At 63.9% G+C, this 22,495-nt stretch carries 22 protein-coding genes; 17 read left to right on the top strand and 5 right to left on the bottom strand.

Annotation, left to right across the window (positions count from 1 at the left end; all coding sequences use genetic code 11):
* Nucleotides 1–83: 83 nt before the first annotated feature.
* From AC4ELH_RS12370 to AC4ELH_RS12315, 12 genes are all read left to right on the top strand, one after another.
* Nucleotides 84–377 (top strand): PE family protein, encoded by a 294-nt coding sequence (locus AC4ELH_RS12370; protein ID WP_498884665.1) that lies wholly within the window; start codon nucleotides 84–86, stop codon nucleotides 375–377.
* 41 nt (nucleotides 378–418) lie between these two features.
* Nucleotides 419–1,747 carry a PPE family protein gene (locus tag AC4ELH_RS12365; protein ID WP_498884664.1) on the top strand — a complete coding sequence of 443 codons (1,329 nt, stop codon included), beginning with the start codon at nucleotides 419–421 and terminating at the stop codon, nucleotides 1,745–1,747.
* A 91-nt stretch (nucleotides 1,748–1,838) separates the two neighbouring features.
* On the top strand, nucleotides 1,839–2,141 hold the full coding sequence (locus AC4ELH_RS12360) for a WXG100 family type VII secretion target (RefSeq protein WP_064933487.1): 303 nt from the start codon (nucleotides 1,839–1,841) through the stop codon (nucleotides 2,139–2,141).
* Between the two features lie 30 nt (nucleotides 2,142–2,171).
* Nucleotides 2,172–2,459: a WXG100 family type VII secretion target gene (locus tag AC4ELH_RS12355; protein WP_135358654.1), complete on the top strand. Its 288-nt coding sequence runs from the start codon at nucleotides 2,172–2,174 to the stop codon at nucleotides 2,457–2,459.
* Between the two features lie 131 nt (nucleotides 2,460–2,590).
* Nucleotides 2,591–4,021, top strand: coding sequence for a MinD/ParA family ATP-binding protein (locus tag AC4ELH_RS12350; protein WP_498884661.1), 1,431 nt, complete (start codon nucleotides 2,591–2,593; stop codon nucleotides 4,019–4,021).
* Entirely contained in the window at nucleotides 4,018–5,550 is a 1,533-nt protein-coding gene (gene eccD / locus AC4ELH_RS12345) for a type VII secretion integral membrane protein EccD (protein WP_498884659.1), read from the top strand. The genes AC4ELH_RS12350 and eccD overlap by 4 nt, the downstream gene beginning before the upstream one ends.
* A 264-nt stretch (nucleotides 5,551–5,814) precedes the next feature.
* Entirely contained in the window at nucleotides 5,815–6,078 is a 264-nt protein-coding gene (locus AC4ELH_RS12340; protein WP_498884658.1) for a hypothetical protein, read from the top strand.
* A gap of 130 nt (nucleotides 6,079–6,208) precedes the next feature.
* Entirely contained in the window at nucleotides 6,209–6,529 is a 321-nt protein-coding gene (locus AC4ELH_RS12335) for a WXG100 family type VII secretion target (RefSeq protein ID WP_498884656.1), read from the top strand.
* A gap of 3 nt (nucleotides 6,530–6,532) precedes the next feature.
* The gene (locus AC4ELH_RS12330; protein ID WP_498884654.1) at nucleotides 6,533–7,804 is read left to right on the top strand and encodes an Rv0964c family protein; all 1,272 of its coding nucleotides are present in this window, start codon (nucleotides 6,533–6,535) and stop codon (nucleotides 7,802–7,804) included.
* 9 nt (nucleotides 7,805–7,813) lie between these two features.
* A complete protein-coding gene (locus AC4ELH_RS12325) occupies nucleotides 7,814–8,575 on the top strand; it encodes a DUF4333 domain-containing protein (protein ID WP_498884652.1) in 762 nt (253 codons plus the stop codon).
* 35 nt (nucleotides 8,576–8,610) lie between these two features.
* Nucleotides 8,611–8,952 (top strand): DUF4333 domain-containing protein, encoded by a 342-nt coding sequence (locus AC4ELH_RS12320; protein WP_498884650.1) that lies wholly within the window; start codon nucleotides 8,611–8,613, stop codon nucleotides 8,950–8,952.
* A 99-nt stretch (nucleotides 8,953–9,051) separates the two neighbouring features.
* On the top strand, nucleotides 9,052–9,444 hold the full coding sequence (locus tag AC4ELH_RS12315; RefSeq protein ID WP_498884648.1) for a hypothetical protein: 393 nt from the start codon (nucleotides 9,052–9,054) through the stop codon (nucleotides 9,442–9,444).
* A gap of 323 nt (nucleotides 9,445–9,767) precedes the next feature.
* Here AC4ELH_RS12315 and AC4ELH_RS12310 read toward each other — a convergent pair whose 3' ends face one another.
* Nucleotides 9,768–10,346, bottom strand: coding sequence for a hypothetical protein (locus AC4ELH_RS12310; RefSeq protein ID WP_498884646.1), 579 nt, complete (start codon nucleotides 10,344–10,346; stop codon nucleotides 9,768–9,770).
* Nucleotides 10,347–10,520: 174 nt separating this feature from the next.
* On the bottom strand, nucleotides 10,521–10,949 hold the full coding sequence (locus AC4ELH_RS12305) for a DUF4333 domain-containing protein (RefSeq protein WP_498884644.1): 429 nt from the start codon (nucleotides 10,947–10,949) through the stop codon (nucleotides 10,521–10,523).
* A gap of 763 nt (nucleotides 10,950–11,712) precedes the next feature.
* Between AC4ELH_RS12305 and AC4ELH_RS12300 the strand changes: the two genes are divergently transcribed.
* The 4 genes from AC4ELH_RS12300 (at nucleotide 11,713) to AC4ELH_RS12285 (ending at nucleotide 17,700) form a co-directional block, all read left to right on the top strand.
* Nucleotides 11,713–12,522 carry a hypothetical protein gene (locus AC4ELH_RS12300; protein ID WP_498884643.1) on the top strand — a complete coding sequence of 270 codons (810 nt, stop codon included), beginning with the start codon at nucleotides 11,713–11,715 and terminating at the stop codon, nucleotides 12,520–12,522.
* Nucleotides 12,523–12,781: 259 nt separating this feature from the next.
* Nucleotides 12,782–13,735 carry an ESX-1 system-associated protein gene (locus AC4ELH_RS12295; protein WP_498884641.1) on the top strand — a complete coding sequence of 318 codons (954 nt, stop codon included), beginning with the start codon at nucleotides 12,782–12,784 and terminating at the stop codon, nucleotides 13,733–13,735.
* A 1,265-nt stretch (nucleotides 13,736–15,000) separates the two neighbouring features.
* Nucleotides 15,001–16,017 (top strand): EspK C-terminal domain-containing protein, encoded by a 1,017-nt coding sequence (locus tag AC4ELH_RS12290; RefSeq protein WP_498884640.1) that lies wholly within the window; start codon nucleotides 15,001–15,003, stop codon nucleotides 16,015–16,017.
* A 132-nt stretch (nucleotides 16,018–16,149) separates the two neighbouring features.
* Nucleotides 16,150–17,700 carry a PPE domain-containing protein gene (locus AC4ELH_RS12285; protein ID WP_498884638.1) on the top strand — a complete coding sequence of 517 codons (1,551 nt, stop codon included), beginning with the start codon at nucleotides 16,150–16,152 and terminating at the stop codon, nucleotides 17,698–17,700.
* A gap of 387 nt (nucleotides 17,701–18,087) precedes the next feature.
* Here AC4ELH_RS12285 and AC4ELH_RS12280 read toward each other — a convergent pair whose 3' ends face one another.
* The 3 genes from AC4ELH_RS12280 to mycP all read right to left on the bottom strand — a co-directional run bounded on the left by AC4ELH_RS12280 (nucleotide 18,088) and on the right by mycP (nucleotide 21,261).
* Nucleotides 18,088–18,417, bottom strand: coding sequence for a YbaB/EbfC family nucleoid-associated protein (locus AC4ELH_RS12280; protein WP_498884636.1), 330 nt, complete (start codon nucleotides 18,415–18,417; stop codon nucleotides 18,088–18,090).
* A 100-nt stretch (nucleotides 18,418–18,517) separates the two neighbouring features.
* On the bottom strand, nucleotides 18,518–19,915 hold the full coding sequence (eccE, locus tag AC4ELH_RS12275) for a type VII secretion protein EccE (protein ID WP_498884634.1): 1,398 nt from the start codon (nucleotides 19,913–19,915) through the stop codon (nucleotides 18,518–18,520).
* Nucleotides 19,912–21,261 carry a type VII secretion-associated serine protease mycosin gene (mycP, locus tag AC4ELH_RS12270; protein ID WP_498884632.1) on the bottom strand — a complete coding sequence of 450 codons (1,350 nt, stop codon included), beginning with the start codon at nucleotides 21,259–21,261 and terminating at the stop codon, nucleotides 19,912–19,914. Before mycP ends, eccE begins: the two co-directional genes overlap by 4 nt.
* 317 nt (nucleotides 21,262–21,578) lie before the next feature.
* Between mycP and AC4ELH_RS12265 the strand changes: the two genes are divergently transcribed.
* On the top strand, nucleotides 21,579–22,337 hold the full coding sequence (locus tag AC4ELH_RS12265; RefSeq protein ID WP_498884630.1) for a type VII secretion target: 759 nt from the start codon (nucleotides 21,579–21,581) through the stop codon (nucleotides 22,335–22,337).
* Nucleotides 22,338–22,495: the final 158 nt, after the last annotated feature.

Raw genomic sequence — 22,495 nt, 5'->3', positions numbered from 1 at the left:
TTGGCGACTTGGCAAACTCCATGCCACGTCGGTCTTGAGTGCTTGTCCCTGGTTATTTGCAATCGAAACAGGGGAGCAAGCAAATGCAACCGATGATGCACAACCCGGGCGCCGAAGGTGTTGCGGCACAGGTGATCGCAAACGCGGCCCGCGGTTTGGCGGGCGGCACGACTGCTGCCGCCGCCGTCACTGCGCTGGTTCCGGCCGGGGCTGACGAGGTCTCGGCCTTGGCGGCGATGGCCTTCGCCAGCGAGGGTGTCGAGGCGCTGGCCGCGAACTCGTTCGCCCAGGAGGAACTCACCCGGGCGGGCGCTGCCTACGCGGAGATCGCGGGCATCTACAACGCGGTCGACGCCGCCCAGGCCACCACGCTGTAGCTGCTCGTCGGTAAATTCGTCAGAGATAGGGTCATCTGGTAATGGTTGCGGTTCCGCCCGTCCCACCGACCTGGTTCGCGCTGCCTCCAGAGGTCAACACCGCGCGGCTGATGGTCGGGGCCGGTCCGGCACCGATGCTCCAGGCGGCAACCGGTTGGGAAGGCCTGGCCATCCTGCTGGAGACCCAGGCCGACGAACTGGCCGGCGCGTTGAGCAACCTGACGTCGGTGTGGAACGGCACGGCAAGTGAGCGTGCTGTCGCAGCAACGATGCCGATGATCATGTGGCTGCGGACGATGGCTATGCAGGCGCAGAAACGCGCTCTGCAGGCCGGTGCGCAGGCGAGCTCGTACACCCTGGCTCTGACGACCACTCCGCCGATACCTGAGATCGAGCAGAACCACATCACTCACGGGGTCCTGGAAGCCACTAACTTCCTCGGCATCAACACGATGCCGATCGGGCTCAACGAGATCGACTACTTCGTCCGGATGTGGAACCAGGCTGCGGGTGCGATGGAGGCCTACCACGCCGAAACCACCATCAACCTGCTGTTCGAGCCGATCATGCCGATGACTCCGATCGTGCTGCCTGGGGTCGGAGAGACCACCGCGGCGGCGGCGCTCGCGGCGACGGCACCGCGGACCGCCCAAGGGGTGGCCCGCAATATGACGGTCGAAACGATCAGCGCGGTATCCACGTTCTCGTCGATGAAACTGCTTGCCGGCAATGCCGCAGCGCAGGCCAACCATGCCGAGCAGCGGGCCGTCGGTGCGGCCGGCAAGGCCGAGAACGCCGGGCAGCAGGAGAAGGACCCGAACGAGAAAAACCCGATGCAGCAGGGCATGCAGATGGTCATGCAGATGGGGCAGCAGGCCGGCCAGATCGCTGGGCAGATCCCGCAGATGCTCCAGAGCCCCATGCAGATGATGACCCAGCCGCTGCAGCAGGTGACCCAGATGGTCAGCCAGTTCTCCAGCATGGGGGGCAGTGACCGGGGCATGCAGGTGGGTCTGATGGGAGCGATGCCGTTCTCGAACCATCCGCTGGCGGGGGGTACGGGGCCGAGTTCGGGCGCAGGCCTGGTGCGTGCGGCCTCATTGCCGGGCGCACTCGGATCTCCGCCGCGGACGGCGCTGTTGACCAGCATGTTGGGCATCAGCGGAGAAGCGAAGCCCGCCGGGTTTGCCTCGGCCGCGGGCGCCGCAGGTCCGGTGGCGCCGGTGGGTAGCGGTGCCGGCGGAGGTGGCGGGGCACCGGTGCACGCCGCCAAGAACAACGAAGAGAAGAGCGGCGGCACCAAGGACGGATTGATCGCGCCGACCTCGCTCACATACGACCAAACCGACGACGGGGACGACGACTGGTAGTCGTCCACCACACAGACTTTCCGGCCACCCGGCCGGAGGACTCGCCAAATTTTCTCTGGTGAGGACAAAGGAAAAATAAGGGGAATCCAACATGGCACAGATGAATACAGATGCCGCCGTCCTCGCCAAGGAGGCCGCTAATTTCGAGCGCATCTCCGGTGAGCTCAAGAGCGTGATCGCTCAGGTCGAGTCGACCGGCGGCACCTTGGCGGCCCAGATGCAGGGTCAGGCCGGTACCGCCGCGCAGGCTGCGCTGGCCCGGTTCCACGAGGCTGCTGACAAGCAGATCCAGGAGTTGAACGAGATCTCGACCAACATCCACACCTCGGGTACCCAGTACTCCAGCACCGACGACGATCAGGCCGGCAACCTGGCCTCGTCGATGCAGATCTGACCTAACGACCACTAGAAACGGAGACAAGACATGACAGAACAGGTTTGGAACTTCGCGGGCATCGAAGGCGGAGCCAGTGAGATCCAGGGCGCCGTCGGTACCACCGCTGGCCTGCTGGACGAGGGCAAGGGTTCGCTGGCCTCGCTCGCCTCGGCGTGGGGTGGCTCGGGGTCGGAGGCCTACCAGGCCGTCCAGACCCGTTGGGACAACACCTCCAACGAGCTGAACCAGGCGCTGCAGAACCTTGCGCAGACCATCAGCGAGGCGGGACAGACCATGGCCCAGACCGAGGCCGGCGTCTCGGGGATGTTTGCGTAGTCCTGCGCGGCAAACAAGCATGCTTTGGTGGGCGGGTGTTCGGACTATCTGACGATGGCCCGAACCCGCCCACCACTTGTGCTTGGGTGTAAAGATCTAACCATCTGTTTTTGACTATCTGAGGGGTCCCCATGTCGGCCGACTATGACCGGCTCTTTCACTCGTCGGAACCGGGTAAACCGGTCGACGACGCCACGGCCATCGTGGACAGAGATGCCATCCTGAAGGCCGCCGCGGCAGCGGCGCCACCGCCGGTCCCGGTTGGGGAGACCAGTTCCACGGATATGCCCGTGGCCCCCACAGCCTCCACCCAGACTCAGGCTGCTCCGCAGCCGCGGCACGCGGAGACGGCGCAGCAGATGCCTGCGCCCATGCCGCAGCCGCCGGCGAGCGCGCCACAGTGGCCGCAGAACTCCATGCTGCGCGCGCCACAGCAGCAACAGCAGTTCGGCCAGGGCGCCCGGCACGAGCAGGCACGTGCCATGCCCGGTCCGGCGCCGCGCGTCGCGCCCGGTCCGGCACCGTCGCAGTTCGCCGATCTCGATCCTGAGGTCAGTGGCCAGTGGCGGGCGGGGCAGGCCATCCCGAGTCCGGCCGCGCCCGGGCCCACCTCGGCCGCCACGATGGGCAACCACCGCGCGATCGACGCGTTGTCGCATGTCGGGGTGAAGACCGGCGTGAAGATGCCGTCCCAGCGCGGTTGGCGTCACTGGCTGTACCTCACGACGCGGATCAACCTCGGCCTGTCGCCTGATGAGATCTATGAACTCGAACTGCACAACCGGATTCGGCGTAACGCCCGCGACTCCTACCAGATCGGCGTGTTCGGTCTGAAAGGTGGCGTCGGTAAGACCGCGGTCACGGTCGCGCTGGGATCGGCCATGGCCAAGGTCCGTGGCGACCGCATCCTGGCGATCGACGCCGATCCCGACGGCGGCAACCTGGCCGACCGGGCCGGCCGTCAGTCCGCGGCGACGATCTCCGATCTGCTCGCCGACCAAGAACTGTCGCGCTACAACGACATTCGCGCCTACACGAGCATGAACGGGGCGAACCTCGAGGTGCTGTCGTCCGAGGACTACAGCGGCGCACAGCGTGAGTTCAACGACGACGACTGGAAGGGCGCCACCGCCGTGGTGTCGCGCTACTACAACCTCGTCCTTGCTGACTGCGGCGCCGGTCTGTTCCAGAAGGCGTCCCGCGGAGTGCTGTCGACGGTGTCGGGCATGGTCATCGTGGCCAGCGCCTCGATCGACGGGGCCCGGCAGGCCGCCATCACGATGGACTGGTTGCGCCAGAACGGTTACCAGGATCTGCTCGGCCGGTCCTGTGTCGTAATCAATCACGTCACGCCAGGTAAGCCGAACGTTGACGTCGAAGATCTGGTGCAGCAGTTCGAACGTCACGTACCTCCGGGCCGGGTCATCGTGCTGCCGTGGGACAAGCACGTCGCCGCGGGCACCGAGATTCAGCTCGAGCTGCTCAGCGACACGTTCCAGCGCCGCATCACCGAGCTGGCCGCTGCCCTTTCCGACGATTTCGACAGGCTTGAACGGCGTTGACAACCACCGCAGCTGCCGCTGACACGTCGAGCTCGACGCCGGGCCGGCCGGCCACCACCCGCGTCACCATCCTCACCGGTAAGCGGATGACGGATCTGGTGTTGCCGGCCACGGCGGCGATCGAGACCTACATTGACGAAACCGTGAGTGTCCTGGGTGAATTGCTCGAGGACACTCCGAAGGACACCCTCGCCGGGTTCGACTTCTCCGAGCAGGGCATGTGGGCATTCGCCCGCCCGGGTGCGCCGCCACTGAAGGCCGACGAGTCCCTCGATGACGCCGGGGTGGTCGACGGTTCTTTGCTGACCTTGGTTTCGGTCAGCCGCACCGAGCGCTACCGCCCGCTCGTCGAGGACGTGATCGACGCGATCGCGGTGCTCGACGAATCACCGGTATTCGACCGCACGGCACTGAATCGCTTTGTCGGCATTGCCATTCCGGTGGTCGCAACGGTCATCACCGTGATGTCGCTGGTGTCCTGGAGCGGGGCAGGCCAGGGCTGGTGGTGGGCGCTGGCGCTGGGCCTGTTCGGTCTGGGCCTGCTCGGCGGAAGCTTCGCTGCGCAGAGCCGTTACCAGAACCTGGATTTGGCCGAGAGCCTGCTGCTCGCGGCGACGATCGTGTTGGGCGGCGCCGCGGCACTGGCCGTGCCGTTGCCCTATGACGCCGATTCGCTCGGTGCGCCACAGCTGGCCGGCGCCGGCGCTGTGGTGCTGTTGCTGACCTTGGCGACCCGCGGCGGACCGCGCGGTCGGGCTGACGTGGCCTCATTCGCGGCAGTGATGGCGATCGCCATCACCGGCGCGGCGATCGCCGTCGGTTACGACGGCGGTGCCTGGGTGCCGGCCGGAGCCATCGCGTTCGGGTTGATCGTGGTGACCAATGCCGCCAAACTCACTGTCGCCGTTGCCCGTATCGCCTTACCGCCCATCCCGGCGCCCGGTGAGTCGGTGTCCAACGACGAACTGCTCGACCCGGTCATCACTCCCGACGAGGTCGACGAGGCCTCGCCGACCTGGAAGGCGATCATCGCCTCGGTGCCAGAATCCGCGGCGCGGCTGCAGGAGCGCAGCCTGCTCACCCGCCAGCTGTTGATCGGGTTCCTCTCGGCCGGTGCGCTGGTGCTGTCGGTGGGCGCGATTGCCGTTGTGGTGCAAGGACACTTCTTCGTACACAGCATGATCGTGGCCGCCCTGGTGGCGGTGATCTGTGGCTTCCGGTCACGGCTGTATGCCGAGCGGTGGTGCTCCTGGGCGCTGCTCGCGGCAGCGGTCGCCGTGCCCACCGGTGTGATGGTTCGGTTGTGCCTGTGGAATCCCGGCAGCGCGTGGCTGGTGCTGGCGATCTACACGGCGCTCGGGTTGGTCGCGGTGATTGCCATCGGCGCCACCGACGGCGTGCGCCGCGTATCTCCGGTGACCAAGCGGATCCTGGAACTCGGCGACGGCGCGGCCATCGCCGCGGTGATTCCGTTGCTGCTGTGGATCGCCGGCGTCTACGACCTGTTGCGAAACCTGCGGTTGCACTGAGATTACGGGGCGGGCCGTGGAATTCCGCGTCGGTAGCGTCAGGCCGTGATAACCCAATGGCGGCGACTGTTGTTTGCCCTACAAGTGGGCTTGGTAGTCGTCTGCATGGCGATAGTGGGGGCCGCGTGTGCGCCAACCGAGTCTCCGACGCCGCAAGCCCAGCAATTGCATGACGTGAATCAGAATTCGCTTGAGGGCGTAGCGATTCTGACGGCCGCGACTACCGACGTAGATAGCCAGCTGGGTAAACCCGCTCAATTTTCGGTGCAGACTTTCAAGGCGGCGAGCGGGTGGGCGTTCCTGTCGACACAGCTCAAGGGTCCCGACGGGAGCCCGTTCGACTATGCCGGAACTCCGCTGGCCGAGGCGGCGGCAAACGGTGGCGCATCGAAGCGGTACGTCGGGCTGTTCCGGGCAAACGGAAGCGGCGGTTGGGATTTGGTGACCAGCGTGGTCGGGCCCACGGCACCGGTGTGGACCGAGTGGGCGCAGGAATACTCCGCCCCGGCGGAGCTCTTCGGCAGCTGATACCTCAGCCGGCAGGTTGCGGTCCATGGGATAAAACTTCTGCACCTGAGGCCTGTGACCGCGGGTTAGGCTAGCTACTCGTGAGAGGCCGCGCCTGGCGGACTGTTTGAGCATTGGTAGAGGGGGGCCGATGAGCCAACTACGTGTGGACGCGGCGGCTGTGCACGAATCGGGCAAGCAGGTAGGCGAGCTTGCTGCAACGTTGCGGGGTGAACTCGCCTCCTCGAGCCAGCAGCTCGCGGCAGCACAATCGGGGTGGATCGGTAAGTCGGCTGCAGCCTTGGCCGCAAAGTTGGCCGAATGGGACGAGGAGGCCGAGATTCATCACCACAATATTTCTGGGCACGGGGAGCGTTTCGTTGCCGCTGCGGCGATGTACGGCCACACCGATGAATCCGAGGCGGATACGGTGAAATCTGCAGGCGACGCGTTCGATTCCAGCGCGGACTGATCCGTGGGCCTGAACATAGCCGATATCGATCGGTGGGATTCTGCTGCAATCAACGCGGTTAGCCAGTCAAGCGCGGTCCGCGCTGAAGCTGCTTCTCGGGTCAGTGGCTCACTCGGGAGTCTGACTGCATTCCAAAGTTGGTCAGGCCAGGGGTCGGCGGCGGCGCTGCAACAGACGCAGGCCCGCGCAAGCGACCTGCTCAGCCATGTCCAGGATTCAACGGGGGTTTCCACCGCCGCGCGGACTGCGGCGAACGAGGTAAATCAGGTCAAATCACAACTGGCGGCGCTTCGTTCAACGGCGGGGGCCTACGGGATTGTGATCGATGCGGCGACTAGCCGAGTGATAGCACCGTCGGTTGAATCGCTTCAGGCGGCGAGCAAGAAGCTCGTAGAGACGATGGTGAAGAACACCCAGTCAGCCGTCGACAAGCTGCTGCAAGCCGCGGATAAGGCGGATGACCTGCTGGCGAAGGCCTTCGAGCCGGGCGAGAAGAAGAAGGTGCTCGAGAAGTCGAAGGAATTCGACCCGAAACGCAAGGTGGAGCGCGATTTCGGATCCCGAAAAGATGACAAAAACGACGGCAAAGACAAAGACGGCAAAGATAAGGCCGATAAAGACGGCAAAGGTGGCGATGGAAAAGGTAAGGACGGCAAGGACAAGAAGGACCCTCCGAACGTAAAACTCTATGAAAAGGACGGCAGTGTACGAGCGGCCGCCCTGGAGGGTAAGAAGGAGGGCGAGCACACCTTTGGTAACGGCGCCAAAGTGGAGGGCTCGATATCTGGCGAAGTGGCCAGCGCGGAGGCCGGCGCAAACTTCGAGGTCGGTTCCGACGGTATCTCGGCTGGTGTCAACGCCAACGCGACATTGGTTGGCGGGGAGGCGAAAGGTTCTGCCACCTACGGTATCGCTGAGGCTCAAGGCGAGGTGCGTGCCGCCGTCGAGGCCGAGGCCAGCGGCGACGTCTCCCTTGGCGCCGACGGTCTGCACGCAGGGGGCGAGGCATTTGTCGGCGGACGTCTCACCGGGGACGGCAGCGTGGAAGCGGGCGGCGTCGGTGTCGGTGCTCACGGTGAACTTCAGGCTGGTATCGGAGTCTCGGGCGATTTGGATGCTGGGTTCGAGGATGGCAAGTTCAAATTCGGGGGATCGGTTGGCGCCGCTCTGGGTGTTGGCGGAAAGGTAGGGTTCGATGTCGAAATTGATCCTGCAGAGGTCACCAGCACCGTTAAGGACGCAGCCAAGAGCGTCGGTAAGTGGTTTGGACTCTAGGGAGGTCATGTGGCTGGTCGCGCAGTCGAGCTGACGGGGTCCGTGCCCGATGGCTGGGTCTCGGTTGAGCCCCAGGTGGTGAACGAGAATGCTGCATCAATTGTGTTGCTGCGCAAGGCGGAACTCGATGCGCCGTTCACGACGAACATCACGGTCACGGAACAGGTCATGGTGCCGACCGGCGACCTAGCCGAGTCGGCGGCGGAGTACCGCCAGAGACTGGTGGGCCGGACCACGAATTTGACGTTGGTGCGGGAGGGGATGTTGTCAGACTCGCCACCCAACCAGTACGCCCAAGAACTTGAATTCACGATCAATCTTGGCGGGCGCTCTATTGATGTCAAGCAGTCGCAGTTCTTGTTCGAGATACCGACAGAGGAACCGACCACACTGGTCTTGTTGCAACTGTTGTACACCGCTCCGGTGGAATCTTATGAATCCGGGAGATCGGCGGTCGTGACGTTCATGGAATCAATTCAAGCCAGGCGTGAGCCCCTGCAATCAGGTGGGGAGGCTGTCGACAGCCCAAAGATTGCTGGAATGGGAAAGGCCCACCTCGAGGCACGTGTGAAGGAACTCCTGGAGGAGTCCGCTGGCCATAAGTCCGACGCCGTGATTTGCAACGGAGGGCTTCCGGCGACCATCGGTGCTGTGCAACGCTGCGCTCTGGTGGTGGGCCCGGACAAACTCGGCGTGACTGTCACCGTCACCGACGTCGTCGGCTCCGATATAAAGTTCGATATCCAGGTTGACCGTAAGCCCATGGTGTAGGGCGCACCGGGGGCCTGAGAGGGGAATCATCAAGTATGGCAATTGCGAAGCGTAACAAGCGGACTCTGCTCGCCGGGTCGATGCTGGCGACGGCGGGTCTGCTCGGAGCGTGTTCCGGTAGCGTCCACGTTGGCGCGACGCCGGAGATACCGCAGGACAAGTTGGGCACCCTGGTGAAGGGACAACTGGAAACCAAGTTCAAGGCAAAGGCCGACTCTGTCGTTTGTGACGGTGGTCTGCGCGGCGAGGTCGGTGCGACGCAACGTTGCCTGTTGACGGCTGGTTCTACCAAGGTGGGTGTGACGGTGACAGCCACCTCCGTTGACGGTGACAACGTCAAGTACGACATCGTGGTTGATGACAAGGCGATGAAGTGAGCGGCGAGTATGGGATTCAGGGATTTCTTCGGTAGCGGAAGCCGTAAGCCTGAGGCAGACGCCATACCGGTACCTGCTCAGGAGTTGTGGAATCGGTTGATGGGTTTGAACCATCCCACGTGTCCGTGGCGTGTCCGAACCGGAGCGGAGGAGGGAGTCGACCTCGTCGCGGAGTGGAAGACCGGTGATCCGCAGTGGCAGCCGATCTTTGATGAGATCAACATCAACGAGAGCTTCATGATCCACATGCGGTTCGACCATGAGAAGTCCGAACTTCGTGCCAAGGACCACATGTGGGAGTGGCGACGCGCTGATGGCGATCCGTTGCGCAAGATCCGGGTTGATTCCAGTGGCAATCTTCAAGTGACGGCGGCGGGAACGGTGAACGGGTATGACTACAGGTTTTCCACCAACGATATGAAGAATCCGCTACGAGATACCGCGACCGCTTCCGGGTGGATGTACCGGGGGCTGCTGTACCGGAACGTGTGACAGCCAGGTTGCCCGAGTCCGGGCTTATCCCAACGTTGGTAGGGCCTTGTCCGCCGGTCGACTAGCTCGCAAACAACCAATCTGACCGATACCGCCGACAAGTGGCCCATGCCAACTTTACCGTAAACGGTTGGCGTTCTTTGAGTCTAAGTTGTTTGGCAACGCTCTGGATCAGATCCCGGTCACCGCGTGCATGGAACCGACATAGTCGACCACCTGGTCGATGCGGCCGCGATCAGGCAATGTGACTGCGCTCAGGTGAGCGTGCCCGCCGGAGGCACCGACGCATTGGCAAGGGGCCGCAAGGATCCGAACATCTAGGACTATTGGCCGAAATGGCGTATTACCAGCGCGCGTTCGGCGTCGCCGGCCTGCTCCGGGGTTGCGTATGGCATGTTCGTCTCGACGAAGTACCGAGCTTCACGGACGTCCATTCCTTGCTCGACGAGCATGTTCACGGCTTCGCTGTGTAGCACTGCGGTTGCGCGTCTGGCGGCCACCCCGGCCACGAACAAGATTTCATCGGCCAGTTGGGCTTCGGTGAGTGTGGCGACTTTCGGCGCCAGGTCCACCTTCGCGATCGAGCCATTGAGGTACGCGCTGACGGTGACAGTGCCAGGCGGATTGGTGGCCTGAACGATCGGGATCTGCTCTTCTTCTTCGGGCTCAGCTTGGTCCACGTTGGCTCCGAAGCTGTTGACCTCGGGTTCGTCGAACGGGTGGTCCAGGTAGCCAGTTGCTGCGTCGAGGCCCCCACTGTTTTCAGAGTTCTGGCCGCTATGGAGATCTGGCAGGGCATCGAGGCCGGAATCATCGTCGTACACCGGGGTGCCGAAGTCGAGCGCGTCGAGGACACTGTTGTCGTCGGTGTCGTCCCAGTCGTTCGAACCGTAAGGCGCCATATGCCAGTAATCCCCCTTGGCAGTCAGCCAGTCGGCAGGCCGCGATTCACGTTCACCGCAGATCATCTGCGGACCGAGGTTTGCTCCAGCCTGAATATTCTTCTAAGTCGTCCTGCGATGCAAGCGATGTTTGGCTAGCGCCCGTATTGATTCTCATCTGGTCAGCAGCGAGTGTCAGTTGGCGGGGCTGGGTGACGGGTGATCAGAACCCGTTGATCCGCCTGACTTCCTCTGGCCGGGTGGAATCACAATTTGGAAGTCGACGTTTATCCCGTTGACCTCGGTGGCCGTCACCGTCGCGTGATAGGTGTCCTCTCCAACGGTCACAGTGCATGTTTGGGTCGCATTCACCTTGACAGGCAGACCACCGTCGCAATCAACGGAGTCGATTGGGTCGTCGGACTGGGGCTGAAGCTGCTTCCTTGCGGCGGCCTCCAAAGCCTTCTTGCTCACCTCGGGCACTGCTGGTGCGGTTGAGGTGGCAGACGACGCAGGTGCGGAAGACATCGTGCCGACCTCGAAGCTGCCGGAACACCCGGTCAAAACACCGATCAGTGGCAAGGCGGCAAGGGCTATCCCTCGCGTCATCGATTGCAATGCCACATCTGCCCCCTGAATCCTCGCCGCCCGCGGCGACCTCCGCGAACGTCCAAAAGAGTATGGCAGGCAGTCGATTCGTGTGACCGTCACCGTATAGGTGGGCAGGCGTGGTTTTTGCGCACTCGGGGTACTGGCACTGCAGTTAGTCAGTGTCTTGCTGAGCCGTTGGTAGGGAACCACATTTGGGCGCGTCTGAATGGGCGTCCCCGGGGTGCCCTGCCTTCTGGGAAGTGTGTCGAGTGGAGCGATCTTGGGTCGTCATCGTGACGATGAGTATCGGCGCGGGGCCTCCCTCGACATCGAGGCGTGCTGTTTAAGCGGCCTGGGTTGTCATTCGTTCGGACCCGGCTCTCCTGGTTCTGGACGTTCCGTCGATCATGAGGTGCGGTCGGACGCGTGCCTCACGTGGGCTGCGCCGTCTTGAGGTTCCGGCGGAGGTGTGGCAAGCCCGCGCTTACGCTGAGCTATCCGGGCTTGTGTGCAATCGAGTGAAGTGACTGCAACTGCTCGGCTGAATCTTGTGCTCCGACGCCACAGGTGATCGGCTTAAGATGTTGTTCGCGGCGTCGCCAGCTAAACGTTGGTGTCGACATAAGCGGAATTGGGGGGACTAGGTGGTTCATCCGCGATCGAGTATCGACATGCGCGAGTGGATGCATGATCGCGGTGCTGCCCGTCCGCCCGCGGCGATCGATTCTGCTATCGACATACCGGTAGTTCAGGCACAGTGTGACGAGCGAGGGGTTTGCTGATGGGGAGTCCCGAAATGCGGGTCAACGAAGCGTCACTGACGTGGGAGCCGGCAGAGGTGGCGGTCCCGCCCGTTCCCAGTGCTGGGGACGTGGTAGACGGCGCCGCTTCCGATCCGATGAGCTTGATGGTCCAAGCAATACTGCCGAGCATCGCCGACGACGTCGTTGCGAAAGTCGCCGCGACGCGAGCGCGCGAACAACGGTTTGCTGAGAACATTTCTGCTGCCCGAGCGGCATATTCATCCACCGACGGTGCAGCGCAGGGGGACATCAGCGGCGCCGGTCGGGGGGTTTCCGATGCGGGGAGTGCTTCCAGGACTTCGTCTTCGGCGGCGGGTGTTGGTGCTGGTTCGCCCGGCGGCGACGGTATGGGGCAGTTTGGCCAGTTGCTGAGCATGGCGATGCAGATGGGACAGCAGGCCGTGCAGGTTCCGATGCAGATGGCTGGCATGGCTGGGCAGTTGGCCCAGCCCATCTCGCAGGGAGTGCAGGGCATTGTGCAGCAGGCCAGCCAGGCTGCGGACAAATCCGATGGCACGGGTGAGCGTGCCGATGAAGGACAGCCCGGCGGTGGTGACGCGCCCGCCGGCGAGTCAGAACTAGCACCGGCCGAGGACAAGCGTGTCGCTGGCGAAGAAGACAAGGGCGAAGCCGAGAAGGACGACAAGGAGAAGTCCAACGAACAGGCGCCTGGTGATCGAGGCGCGGGTGCGGCCGGTGGTTCGCGTGCGCCAGTCACTGATGCACGGCCTGACGTATCCAGTCCGAACGGTGCACCGGATCACCGGCGTACCCCCGATGTATCTGCGGAGGTTGTTCTGTGACGCGTGGCTGCGGTGCTGCGGTTGATGGCAAGACGGTTGTGGGGGTTGGCCGATGACCCTGCCTCCACCGCCAGGTTCAGTGCCTCCGCCATCGTCGGGAGGTCCGTTTCCGCCGCATTCTGGTGGGCAAGGTCCGTACCCGGGCCTTCCGGGCGGGCAGCCGCAATGGCAGGCGCAGCCGCAGCCGGCAACCCCGCGAAAAAGGGGCAACGCCTGGAAGTGGGCACTCGGTGGTGTGGCGCTAGCGGCGGTCATCGGGGTGACGGCCGCGGTCACACTGTCGGTGGCCGATAACGGCAAGGGCAACGGAAACGGCAACAGCGCCCCGGCCGGGGTCACCGGGCCGGCCGACGGTAAAACCTCGGATATCGCGAGTGCCGACGACACCGGGCCGGTTGCGATTATTACCGAGGATCCGACGTGTGCGGCACTAGACCCGATTCTGCAAACTCTGGGGAGCAAGCGCCGAAATGGTTGGGAAAAACGCGACGCGTCGAAGCCTGCAAGTGAGTGGACACCAGAGGTACGAGCACAGTTTGAGGAAGCGGGTAAAGCGACGCGCGCCGCCGCCGATCAGATGGTCCCTTTGGCGAAACTCACCCCACATCGAGTTATGCGCGAACTGTACGAACAGTTCATCGTGCACGCGCGGGCGTATGCCGACAGCATCCCTACATATACAGCAGCAGATGAGGACCTAGCTGGGGTGTCTAATTCCGCGTCCAGTGCTCTCTCTCATATTTGTGCAGCGATAGGGAATGGATCGGCGGCAGCAAGATCGCCTTTGGTCCCACCGCTGAGCGCACCGGGGCAGGTTACCCCAGTCGGTAACCCAGCGGACCCGCAACGGTTTCTCGACGAACCAAATCCTGTGTGCGGTGATTGGAAAGCAGCCCTGGACCAATATACCAGCGACATTGCTGAATGGGATAAAACGGACCCTGCGATCCCGGCTAGCCAATGGACACCTGAGATGAAAGCGTTGAGCGACTCTGTAGTGCCCGTCATGAGTGGGTTCGCTTCGCGTGTGCAAGAACTTGGTGAGGGAAGCGGAAACCCCGTGCTGCGTGACTTGGCTGATCTATCGGCGCAGTACCGGCGGGCATTTGTCGTTGCGATACCTACCTACCTACCGGCGGATAATTACCTTGCGATTGTTTCCAGCAGGTTGGCGGCGTTGGTGGGGGCGGCATGCCATGCAGTCGAAGAATAGTGCTGTGGGGGCCGTAGCAGAATCGAAGGATTGTAGACAGCGTGGCGATTCAACCTGACGGTAGTGTTCACGGTGGACGGTCCGTGGTCGGCAGCGGCTTTGTGAACTTGAATGAGGACGTTATTGGTTCCGCCGCAAAATCGTTCGAGGATCTGGCGAGCCACATCCGTAGCGAGGTGATTCCGGCCACCCGCAATAAGATGTTTCGATTATTAGATGAATGGGAGGGCGCCGGTTCGGAAGCCGCTCGTGACGAAGCTAGTGGGCTCATCGATGAGCACGAATCGAATGCCAAAGCTGCAGATAAAACTGGTCGCGACTTACGGAAAATCGAAGATACGATCGTAAAGACAAAGAACGCAGTCAATTACACCGCCAACGGGGATTTTCCTGACAGCGCTGGCGAAGGTGGCGATTCTCCGAAGAGCGTCCAGGAAGACTGCGAAAACATAATGGCTGAGGATCCTCCTTCTCGGGAAAGTGGTCTCGCCGATACACGAGATAAGCGGAAAGAGGAACGGATCGCAACGGGCCTGAAAAGCAACGAAGGCGAAGTTTCACAAAATACCACCGAATTGGCGAGTGATCTAGAGGTTAAGGAAGGTACACCAGGCGCCGACGGGAAGATGCCGGCCGCGTCGACTGCTCCGCCGGGTGGGCGCGGGGAAACTCCAGCCGTGCCCGTTGATGACGGCCAGGCGCCCCCTGCGCCCCCTGCACCCCCTGCGCCTGCAGCGCCTGCCCCTGCGCCGGGTGGGCGCGGGGAAACTCCAGCCGTGCCCGTTGATGACGGCCAGGCGCCCCCTGCACCCCCTGCGCCTGCAGCGCCTGCCCCTGCGCCGGGTGGGCGCGGGGAAACTCCAGCCGTGCCCCTTGATGAGGGTAAAGCGGCAGCGCCCCCACCTCTTAACGCGCCAGCAGCGCCGATCGCGCCAGGTCCGGCCATTCCTGGGCCCGGCACCGTTGGAACACCGCCGGCGCCGAAGAGCGGTGGCACACCGCCCTCGCCGCTATCGGGGTTTTCTTCGCCATCCACGGAAGCAGGCGGTAATTCGTCTCCGTCCGTGAATCCAGCTGCTGCAGGGCTACAGCCGTCCAATCCCTTGGATCAGTTCCAGAAGGGCATGGCAGATGCGGCTAAGGCCAGTGGGCCCCCGCAACAGATGTCGTCGTCGCCGTCGCAACCGCTTGGTGGGCCGCCTACCTCGCAACCACTCAACGCAACACCGGCCGGCCCGCCAGCGGGCGCGCCGACACCGGGAACCATGGCTCAGGCAGCAGGTGGCGTGGCCGGCGCCGGCGCCGCTCCGGTGAGTGCGGGCCCGGCCACCGGAGCCGCACCGAGCACCCCGATGCCGTTGGGCCCGCCACCAACCGCACCTCCCGCCGCGCCGGTTTCGCCCGGCGCGCCGGCCCCGGGCGCGCTCGGTCCGGCGGTCAACCCGGCATCTCCTGCGACCGCCAGTGGCGGGGCGCAGGTGGCGCCTATCCCGGTGTCGGCGGCACGGGCCGAGCGCGACGCAGCTGCGAAAGCGTCGCGGCGGTCCAGTACTGATCCTTTGGAGCTCGCTCGGCGGATCGCGGCGGCGCTGAACGTAGGCACGACTGCACCGCGGTTCATGTGGCTGACCGCGTTGACTAACGACGGCACGATCGTGGTGGCCAACAACTATGGGTTGGGCTTTGTGCCAGACGGGGTGAACTTGCCCGATCAGGTGAAGTTCGCCAGTGTGGATGAGTCGGTTGCGGCTAAGGAGCGGGGGCGGTCGGCGACGTATCCGATGTTGGCGCTGGAGAGTTGGGCTCAGGCCCACGACACGCAACTACGGGCCGTGATTGCGCTCGAGGATCAACTCAAGGGGTTCGACTCGGGAGCAGCATCCGTTGTACTGCACCCCGACGACTTGCCGGCCAACGGCCAGATGCAGGGGCGGTCGCGGTTGATGTTGATCGCGCCAGAGGTGGCCGAGCGTTTGTCGAAGGTCAGCGATGCGGGGCTGACGGAGTTGTTGCCGCCGGCGCCGGTGGATCCGCAACCGCCGGAGGATCGTCGGGTGAAACTGCTCATGGCGGTGTTCCGTCCCTTGCTCAACAGCGACCCAGGTCGGGTGGCGGTGCAGTTGCAGGCGATGGTGGCCTACGGCCAGCACATGTATGAGGTGGCGATGCACGCCGCGTACACGGCCACCGATGGACCCAGCCAGCGGGAGGCGATCGCCGACGCATTGTATTGGCAGCATGTGAGTGTGCTGAACTCCGATGCGCTCGGAGAACCGAGTTGACGGCGCTCGCTGAGGCGCTCTCGGGAATTGCCGCCACCCCTCGATCAGGTGGATGGGTAGGGCGCGATCAATGTGAACAATCTGGTTGTGGCTCAAGGGTCTTCGTTAAAGACCATGGCATGAGGAGTACGGGTGGTCGAGCACGTTAACGTCGCTGCAGACGAGCTGAACAAGCGGGCGCAGTGGATCGAAGGAAACGCGGGGGATTGGCCATCCGAAGCGCCGAAAGCCACCGCGCCGGACGGGTTGAAATCGACACAGGCAGCGATCGACAACCTGAACGCTTACGGCGAGTCGTTGCAGCAGTACACAAAGGCCAGTAAAGACGAAAGTCTGCGGATGGCAAAAATGTTGCGCGATACCGCCACGGCATATACCAACGTCGACGACGCCGGCAAGGTCGGTATCGAGAGGACGCAGGCGATAGAGGCCATTCCGGTTCCGAACACTTCCGGGCCTGAGGTGCAGCTACCACCGGCGCCACCGCAACCGGGCATGGTGACCTCGGATGGGTACGCCACGGTGCCTGAAACCGAGGAATTGCTCAACAACCCAGGCAGTACCGCCTCATTGGATGCGGCGATCGCTAAAGCGGCGAAGGCGCATTTCGGCTTGAAATTCAATATTCCCGATTCGAACATAGAAAACTGGGAGGGCGAGGCGGCGGACGCGGCGTTCCGCAAGTTCAACCTGTTTCGCGATTGGATCGAGGACCTCTCCGACGCGTGGGGACAGTATGGTGTCGCGGCCCTGGCAATTATGCAGGCCCACAACAAGGCCGAGGCCGAACACAAACCGATTGCTGCGGCTTACAAGGACCTGGAAAACGCCATGAACGACCTGTTGAACGGGACCAACCCGAGCCAGGCCGACATCGACGCTATCGCCAACCGCATGGAGGAAGAAGAACGCAAGTCTCTGGGTGTTCGTGATGGGTACGCGCAGTCGGCGCGGCCGGAGATGCCCGCACCGCCGAGTCCGCCCTTTGGGAAAGCTGGTGGGAACAGCAACGGTCCCGGCGACCCTGGTGACAAGGAAGGAACCAGCGGTGCCGCCAAGAGCGGCGGCAGTGAGAGCGAGGGTAAGAGCAACGGACAGTCGCCGGCCGGGGAACCGTCCATGTCGCCGGCGAGCGCCAGCCAAACCGGGCAACAATCCGGGGCTCAGTCTGGTGAAGGGAAAGGCGCCGGTGGCTCCGGTTCGGGCGGTGGTTCGCCATCTGGCGGTGGCTCTCCGTCCGGTGGAGGGTCACCGTCTGGCGGCATGCCCGGCGGCTTGCCGGGGGACAAGCTTGGTGACCTACCCGGATTGGGCGAGCCTGGCCTGAAGCCGGCGAGCGCCGGAGGTGGCGGCGGTGGCCTCGGTGGCGGTGGAGGTGGCGGAGTGCCGTCCGCCCCGTTGGGGCCGGCGGTCGGTGCGGATTCCGTCGCGGCCAACCCCGCCGCGGCCGCGCGCGGTGGGGCGGGGCCGGCTGGCGCGGCACCTGGTGGTGCGGGCATGGGAGGCATGGGCGGCGGCATGGGGGGTATGGGTGGCGGCCACGGTCAGGGCAACCAGGGCAAAGAGAAGCGCCGCGATCCCAACCTGACTCCCGACGACGACCTCTACGTCGAAGACCGTGCCCATACCGAGGCCATCATCGGACACCGGCCGCGTAGGGAAGGTAAGGAAAACAAGAAGTAGGGAGAGTACGGCTGGCACAGCGACCCGTGAGAACATCACGGTTCGCCGTGCTGGCCGAAAACTCGAATCTTGTTCTGCGCGAAGCGCGTTGTCTCGTACGGCCTCTACCTCGGGGTCACCGATTCCGGCCATCCAGGATCTGCGGTCGACTACGCGAAATCTGCGGCGGTGAGCGAGCCGCGAGCTAGCCTATTCCTATGGTCGAGTGGGCCTGGCGCAGTCGCTACAAAGTCGGCTACAGCTTACTCATTGGTCGGCCATTCATCTGGGGCCGCACCGGAGTGAGTTCGGAAGCCAAGTCTTTGCAACGACCGATCACATTCACCGCCGGAACGGCAGCCCATCCGTGCTGAGTAAGCCAGGGGGCCTCAGCGGCATTCGTCCGCCCTAAGCATCCTCGGCCGTAATCCGGGCAGCAACCTCATCTATACGTTCGCGGTCGGCTTCGATCGAAGCCGACGCAAGCGCAGTGGCCTTCTGCAGCGCCTCGTTGAGGCGTTGCTGCACCACCTGTGCGCCGAGCCGCAGTAAACCATCCTCGATGAAGATCGATCTCAGGTTGTGGTGACCGTCGAGGGTAACCTCAACTGTGTCGGTTTCGTCGCTGGCAGTGAAGGTTTCATTGGCCATCTTGTGCAGCTGATCGTCCATCAGCGACTGAAGGCGTTGCGCCTGACGTAGAACCGCGGCGACTTCCGGGTGCATATCGTCGTTCACTGCGAGCCCTGCCTCGCGTGGCCGGACTTGATTGCCGATGTCCTCGTCATAACGGTGTCCTCCCGACCTTTCTGGGACCCCTCTCCCAGGAAGCTTGATGTCACTGCTCGAGCGCCATCTGGTAGCGGCTCTCTTCACGCGGATTGATCAACGTGATGGGCAGCTGACGGTGCCGTGGCGTGTCAATGAAGTTGGGCCGCATGATTACTCGGCCGACGCCTTGATGCGGACCCAGATAAGTGGTCGAGTTCGGCCAGGCCACTCGTGGCACGCGGCCGACGCGGCCGTTGATCATGGTTGCGAATTCGCGGAACTGCGGCCCGAGGGTCACCACGGCGCCTGATGCGGCGGAGCGGATGACGAACTGGGTGAACAGGCGCGCGTCGCCGAGGTTGATGCTGACGTCGACGTTGTCGAACGGCATGTACACGGGATAGCGGTCCGAGGTCTCACCCACGAGCACGCCCGCTGAGCCGATCGGCAGCTCATGATGCTTGTCGGTCACCGGAGTGAGGCCTTGAAGGGCCGCGCGCTGCCCGCCGTACAGGCAGGAAAACCCGCGCGGCGTCGTCGGATTGGACAACGTCGTCAAGAGCACCGTCGTGGTCGGGGCGGCCCCGGGACGCACCCGTACACACGTGGTGGTGTGGTCGGCGCGCGCCGACCACCAGACGTCGGGACCGCCGGGAGCGTTGTAGGCCGCGGTGAAGGTGCTGCGGCCCTTGATCACTGACCAGGTCTCCTTCTCGAAGGAGATCTCGGTGGCCTTGTCGAAATCGTCGAAGCTGCGCGAGCACCGCGCGTCAACCCCGTTACTGGCCAACTGGTCTGCGATACGCGTGGCCGACGCCACCAGGTATCGCGCCAGCCCCGACACCCCGCTGTCGCGTCGCTGAGCTGAGCGTCGGGTCTCCTCCGGGTTCGCACGGAGCACAATCCAGGTCCGACGGTTGGCCGGTGCCGGGTACGGCCCCACGACCTGCTCGTAAAGGGCGACCAGGCTCGCGGGTGCGGTCTTGCCGACTCGATAGCCGGCGGAGACGATGTCGGCCTCGAGGTCGGGGCAGTGCGCGGACAGCAGCTTCTCGACCAGCTTGGTGCTGACGGTGTCGTCGGAGACCGCACCTCCGTTGACGATCACGGTCGGGGTGAAAGGCCTTGGTACCAGCTCGATCACCGCGACGAGGTAGTCACCTTGCCAGCGCACTGCCACGTGATCGCCCGGCATCACGGTGGCGCCGACCGCAGGCTCTGACGGCACATCGGGGGTGCTGCGGTGGCGGCGCCGCCAAGAAAAGATCGCCCGGACCCAACCGGTGAGCCGGTAACCGCGGATGGTGAGTACCGAGAAGATCGCGGTCAGCACCGACAGCGTGATTCCCAGCCAAAGCAGGTTGAAGTGCATACATATCGCGATGTACGCCGGGATCAGCGTGGCCGCCCAGATGGCGTGCCCCGTGGTGAAGCGGAAGCCGAAATGCCGCTGCAAGAAGCTCATTGGCGCCGCCGCAGTGCACGTCGGGTCATCGCGGCGATCCCGAGAATCAGTGCGAGTGCAACTCCGGCGACCACCACTCCGGTGATCGGGCCGCGGTCTGGCGGCGGGATGTACACCGGCGGCGGAACTTCCTTGACGCGGAACGGCGCCTTGGCCGGTCCCTCGGGGACCTCCCACGTCAGCGCGGCCACCGGATCGACGACGCCGGCACCGACATAGTTGTCCACGCCGCCGCCGGGGTGGCGCGCGGTGGCGGTGATCCGGTTGATCACCTGGGCCGGGGTCAGATCCGGGAAGCGCTGCTTGACGAGCGCCGCCAGGCCGGACACGAACGCTGCCGAAAACGACGTGCCGTTCAGCGGTACCGGGCCGTCCTCACCGGGGGTGGCATTGATGGGTTGGCCCTCATAGCCGAGTGCAGTGAGGTTCTCGCCAGGAGCTGCCGCACCCAACCATGGGCCCGACATCGAGAAGTTGCTCGGCTGACCGTTCTGGCCGACGCTGCCGACGGTCAGCACCAGCGGGTCGTACCAGGCCGGGCTGACGATCGTCTGCACGCCCTTCCAACCGCGGGCATCGGCCGGAAGCGACTGATCCGGCGGCGGGTTCTGGGTGCAGTCCTGGCCGGTGTTGCCGGCGGCCACCACGATCACCGCGCCTTTGACGTTCACCGCGTAGTTGATGGCCGCGCCGAGGCTGGACTCGTCGATTCGGCGGGTCACCTTGTAGCAGGCGGCCTCACTGATGTTGATCACCTGCGCGCCCATGTTGGCGGCATGCACCACCGAACGGGCCAGGCTGCGGATCGAGCCCGCGGTTTGGGTGGTGTTCGGGTCGTTGGGATCCTGCCGCGAACCCTTGGGCTGGAACGCCACTGACGTCTGACGCAGCGAAATCAGTCGCGCATCAGGCGCCACACCGACGAATCCGTCAGTCGGGGACGGGCGCCCGGCGATGATCGACGCGGTCAGGGTCCCGTGGGCGTCGCAGTCGGACATTCCGTTGCCTGCGGCGTCGACGAAGTCACCACCCGGCTCGGCCGGAACCCGGGGTGAACCGTTGACCCCGGTGTCGATCACCGCGACAGTTACGCCGGCGCCGGTTGCGAACTTCTGCGCCTCGGCCAGCTTCAGGTAGTCCGCCGCCCACGGTTTGTCGGCGAAGTTCGAGTTCGGCATGACCGTCGGTGTCGCGCAGATCTTGCGTTGCTCCGTCGGCTGATCGGGACCGGTCTCATCAGGCGGAACGGCCGCGGCATCGATCGCCGGCGGATCGATCGCGAACGCCGGAGGCGCACTGAATAGGGCCAGCAAAACTGCCAGCAGCATCACGGCTAAGCGCTGCACGCCTCACACTCCCCCAAAGACGTCGGACATGTCTGCAGTGTGCTGACGCACTTTCAGCAAACAATATCCGGCCTGTTCAGAAACGCATCGTCTCACGTCAAGCCGTCCGGCTATTTGCACGCAGGCAATCATAAGGGGACGCTGACCCAGTTGATAACGCTTCTTCGGGGTTGCCGGTTGTTCCACGAACAGGCGGCTGAGGCCGGTCACGCCGGCGTCGACTCTGATTCTGTGGGCAGAAATGTTCTGTGATTGACGTGTCGACGGACCCCATAGACTGCCCACCACAGGCAAACGCCACGCAGGGAGGGGCGGCGATGACAGAGATTAGAGCCTTCACCGAAGGGGTTGCGGCTTTGGGAGGGCAACTCGACAATGTTGCTGCGGACGTAGGGAGCCTGGTCAATGGTGAACCCGGACTGTCGGGGGTGCTCAACAGCCATGGCGCCATTGGGTTCGCGGCTGATTTTGCTGGAGCATCCGAAGCTCGGAGTGCGGCGGTAGGCGCTACCAAGATTGCCTCCGAGGGGATGGCTGAAACGCTTCGCCAGGCCGCCAAAGCGTATGAGCGTGGCGATCTGGAGGCTGCTGAACGGCTGAAAGCGCAAGCTGATCGGATGGACAGTGCGGGTGGTGCATCGGGTTCCGGTGGGGCCGGTCCCAGTGTCGGCGGTGGTCAAGGCGGTGCCCAGGGTGCGAGCCAGCTGATGGGCCAGTTCTCTCAGATGGCCGGGCAGATGATGCAGGGAATCACCCAACCGGTTCAGGGCATCATGCAGGGTCTGTCGCAGGTGCCGCAGCAGGCACTGCAGGGCGTGCAGGGCATCGTCCAGGCCGCCACGCAAGCTGCTGGTGGGCTGGATGGCCCGGGGGCGGCACTGGCCGGAGCTAGCCAACCTGACGGAGCGGCAGCGCCTGCCGACGGCGGGAAGCCACCCGTTCAATCCGGCATCATGAGCGAGGAGCGAGTGCGGGAGATACAGGGTCTGCCACCGCTGGAGCGAGACCGTGTGGCCCACGAAACCGAGCCGGGGTCTCCGTCGCCCATTGACCCACGAAATGCCCGAGACATGTGATGTCGGACGGTGGCGCCGAACGGCGATGGTCATCACGTGCTCGGAACAGAGTACTGAAGCGTCATCTCTGGATGGGAAGGCGCGGATTGTCTTGAGCTGCAAGTCAATCCCGACAGCTGCGAGATATGGCGTCTTTGGTATGGCCGAACTACTGAGAT

The sequence above is a fragment of the Mycobacterium shunyiense genome (assembly GCF_058270075.1).
Note: the sequence above shows the minus strand (reverse complement) of the source record. Positions and strands in the feature narration are given on the sequence as shown.

Coding starts and splice junctions, on each gene's coding strand:
- AC4ELH_RS12370 (WP_498884665.1), top strand. CDS start 84: ATGCAACCGATGATGCACAACCCGGGCGCCGAAGGTGTTGCGGCACAG.
- AC4ELH_RS12365 (WP_498884664.1), top strand. CDS start 419: ATGGTTGCGGTTCCGCCCGTCCCACCGACCTGGTTCGCGCTGCCTCCA.
- AC4ELH_RS12360 (WP_064933487.1), top strand. CDS start 1,839: ATGGCACAGATGAATACAGATGCCGCCGTCCTCGCCAAGGAGGCCGCT.
- AC4ELH_RS12355 (WP_135358654.1), top strand. CDS start 2,172: ATGACAGAACAGGTTTGGAACTTCGCGGGCATCGAAGGCGGAGCCAGT.
- AC4ELH_RS12350 (WP_498884661.1), top strand. CDS start 2,591: ATGTCGGCCGACTATGACCGGCTCTTTCACTCGTCGGAACCGGGTAAA.
- AC4ELH_RS12335 (WP_498884656.1), top strand. CDS start 6,209: ATGAGCCAACTACGTGTGGACGCGGCGGCTGTGCACGAATCGGGCAAG.
- AC4ELH_RS12320 (WP_498884650.1), top strand. CDS start 8,611: ATGGCAATTGCGAAGCGTAACAAGCGGACTCTGCTCGCCGGGTCGATG.
- AC4ELH_RS12315 (WP_498884648.1), top strand. CDS start 9,052: ATGGGTTTGAACCATCCCACGTGTCCGTGGCGTGTCCGAACCGGAGCG.
- AC4ELH_RS12310 (WP_498884646.1), bottom strand. CDS start 10,346: ATGGCGCCTTACGGTTCGAACGACTGGGACGACACCGACGACAACAGT.
- AC4ELH_RS12300 (WP_498884643.1), top strand. CDS start 11,713: ATGCGGGTCAACGAAGCGTCACTGACGTGGGAGCCGGCAGAGGTGGCG.
- AC4ELH_RS12290 (WP_498884640.1), top strand. CDS start 15,001: ATGGCTCAGGCAGCAGGTGGCGTGGCCGGCGCCGGCGCCGCTCCGGTG.
- eccE (WP_498884634.1), bottom strand. CDS start 19,915: ATGAGCTTCTTGCAGCGGCATTTCGGCTTCCGCTTCACCACGGGGCAC.
- AC4ELH_RS12265 (WP_498884630.1), top strand. CDS start 21,579: ATGACAGAGATTAGAGCCTTCACCGAAGGGGTTGCGGCTTTGGGAGGG.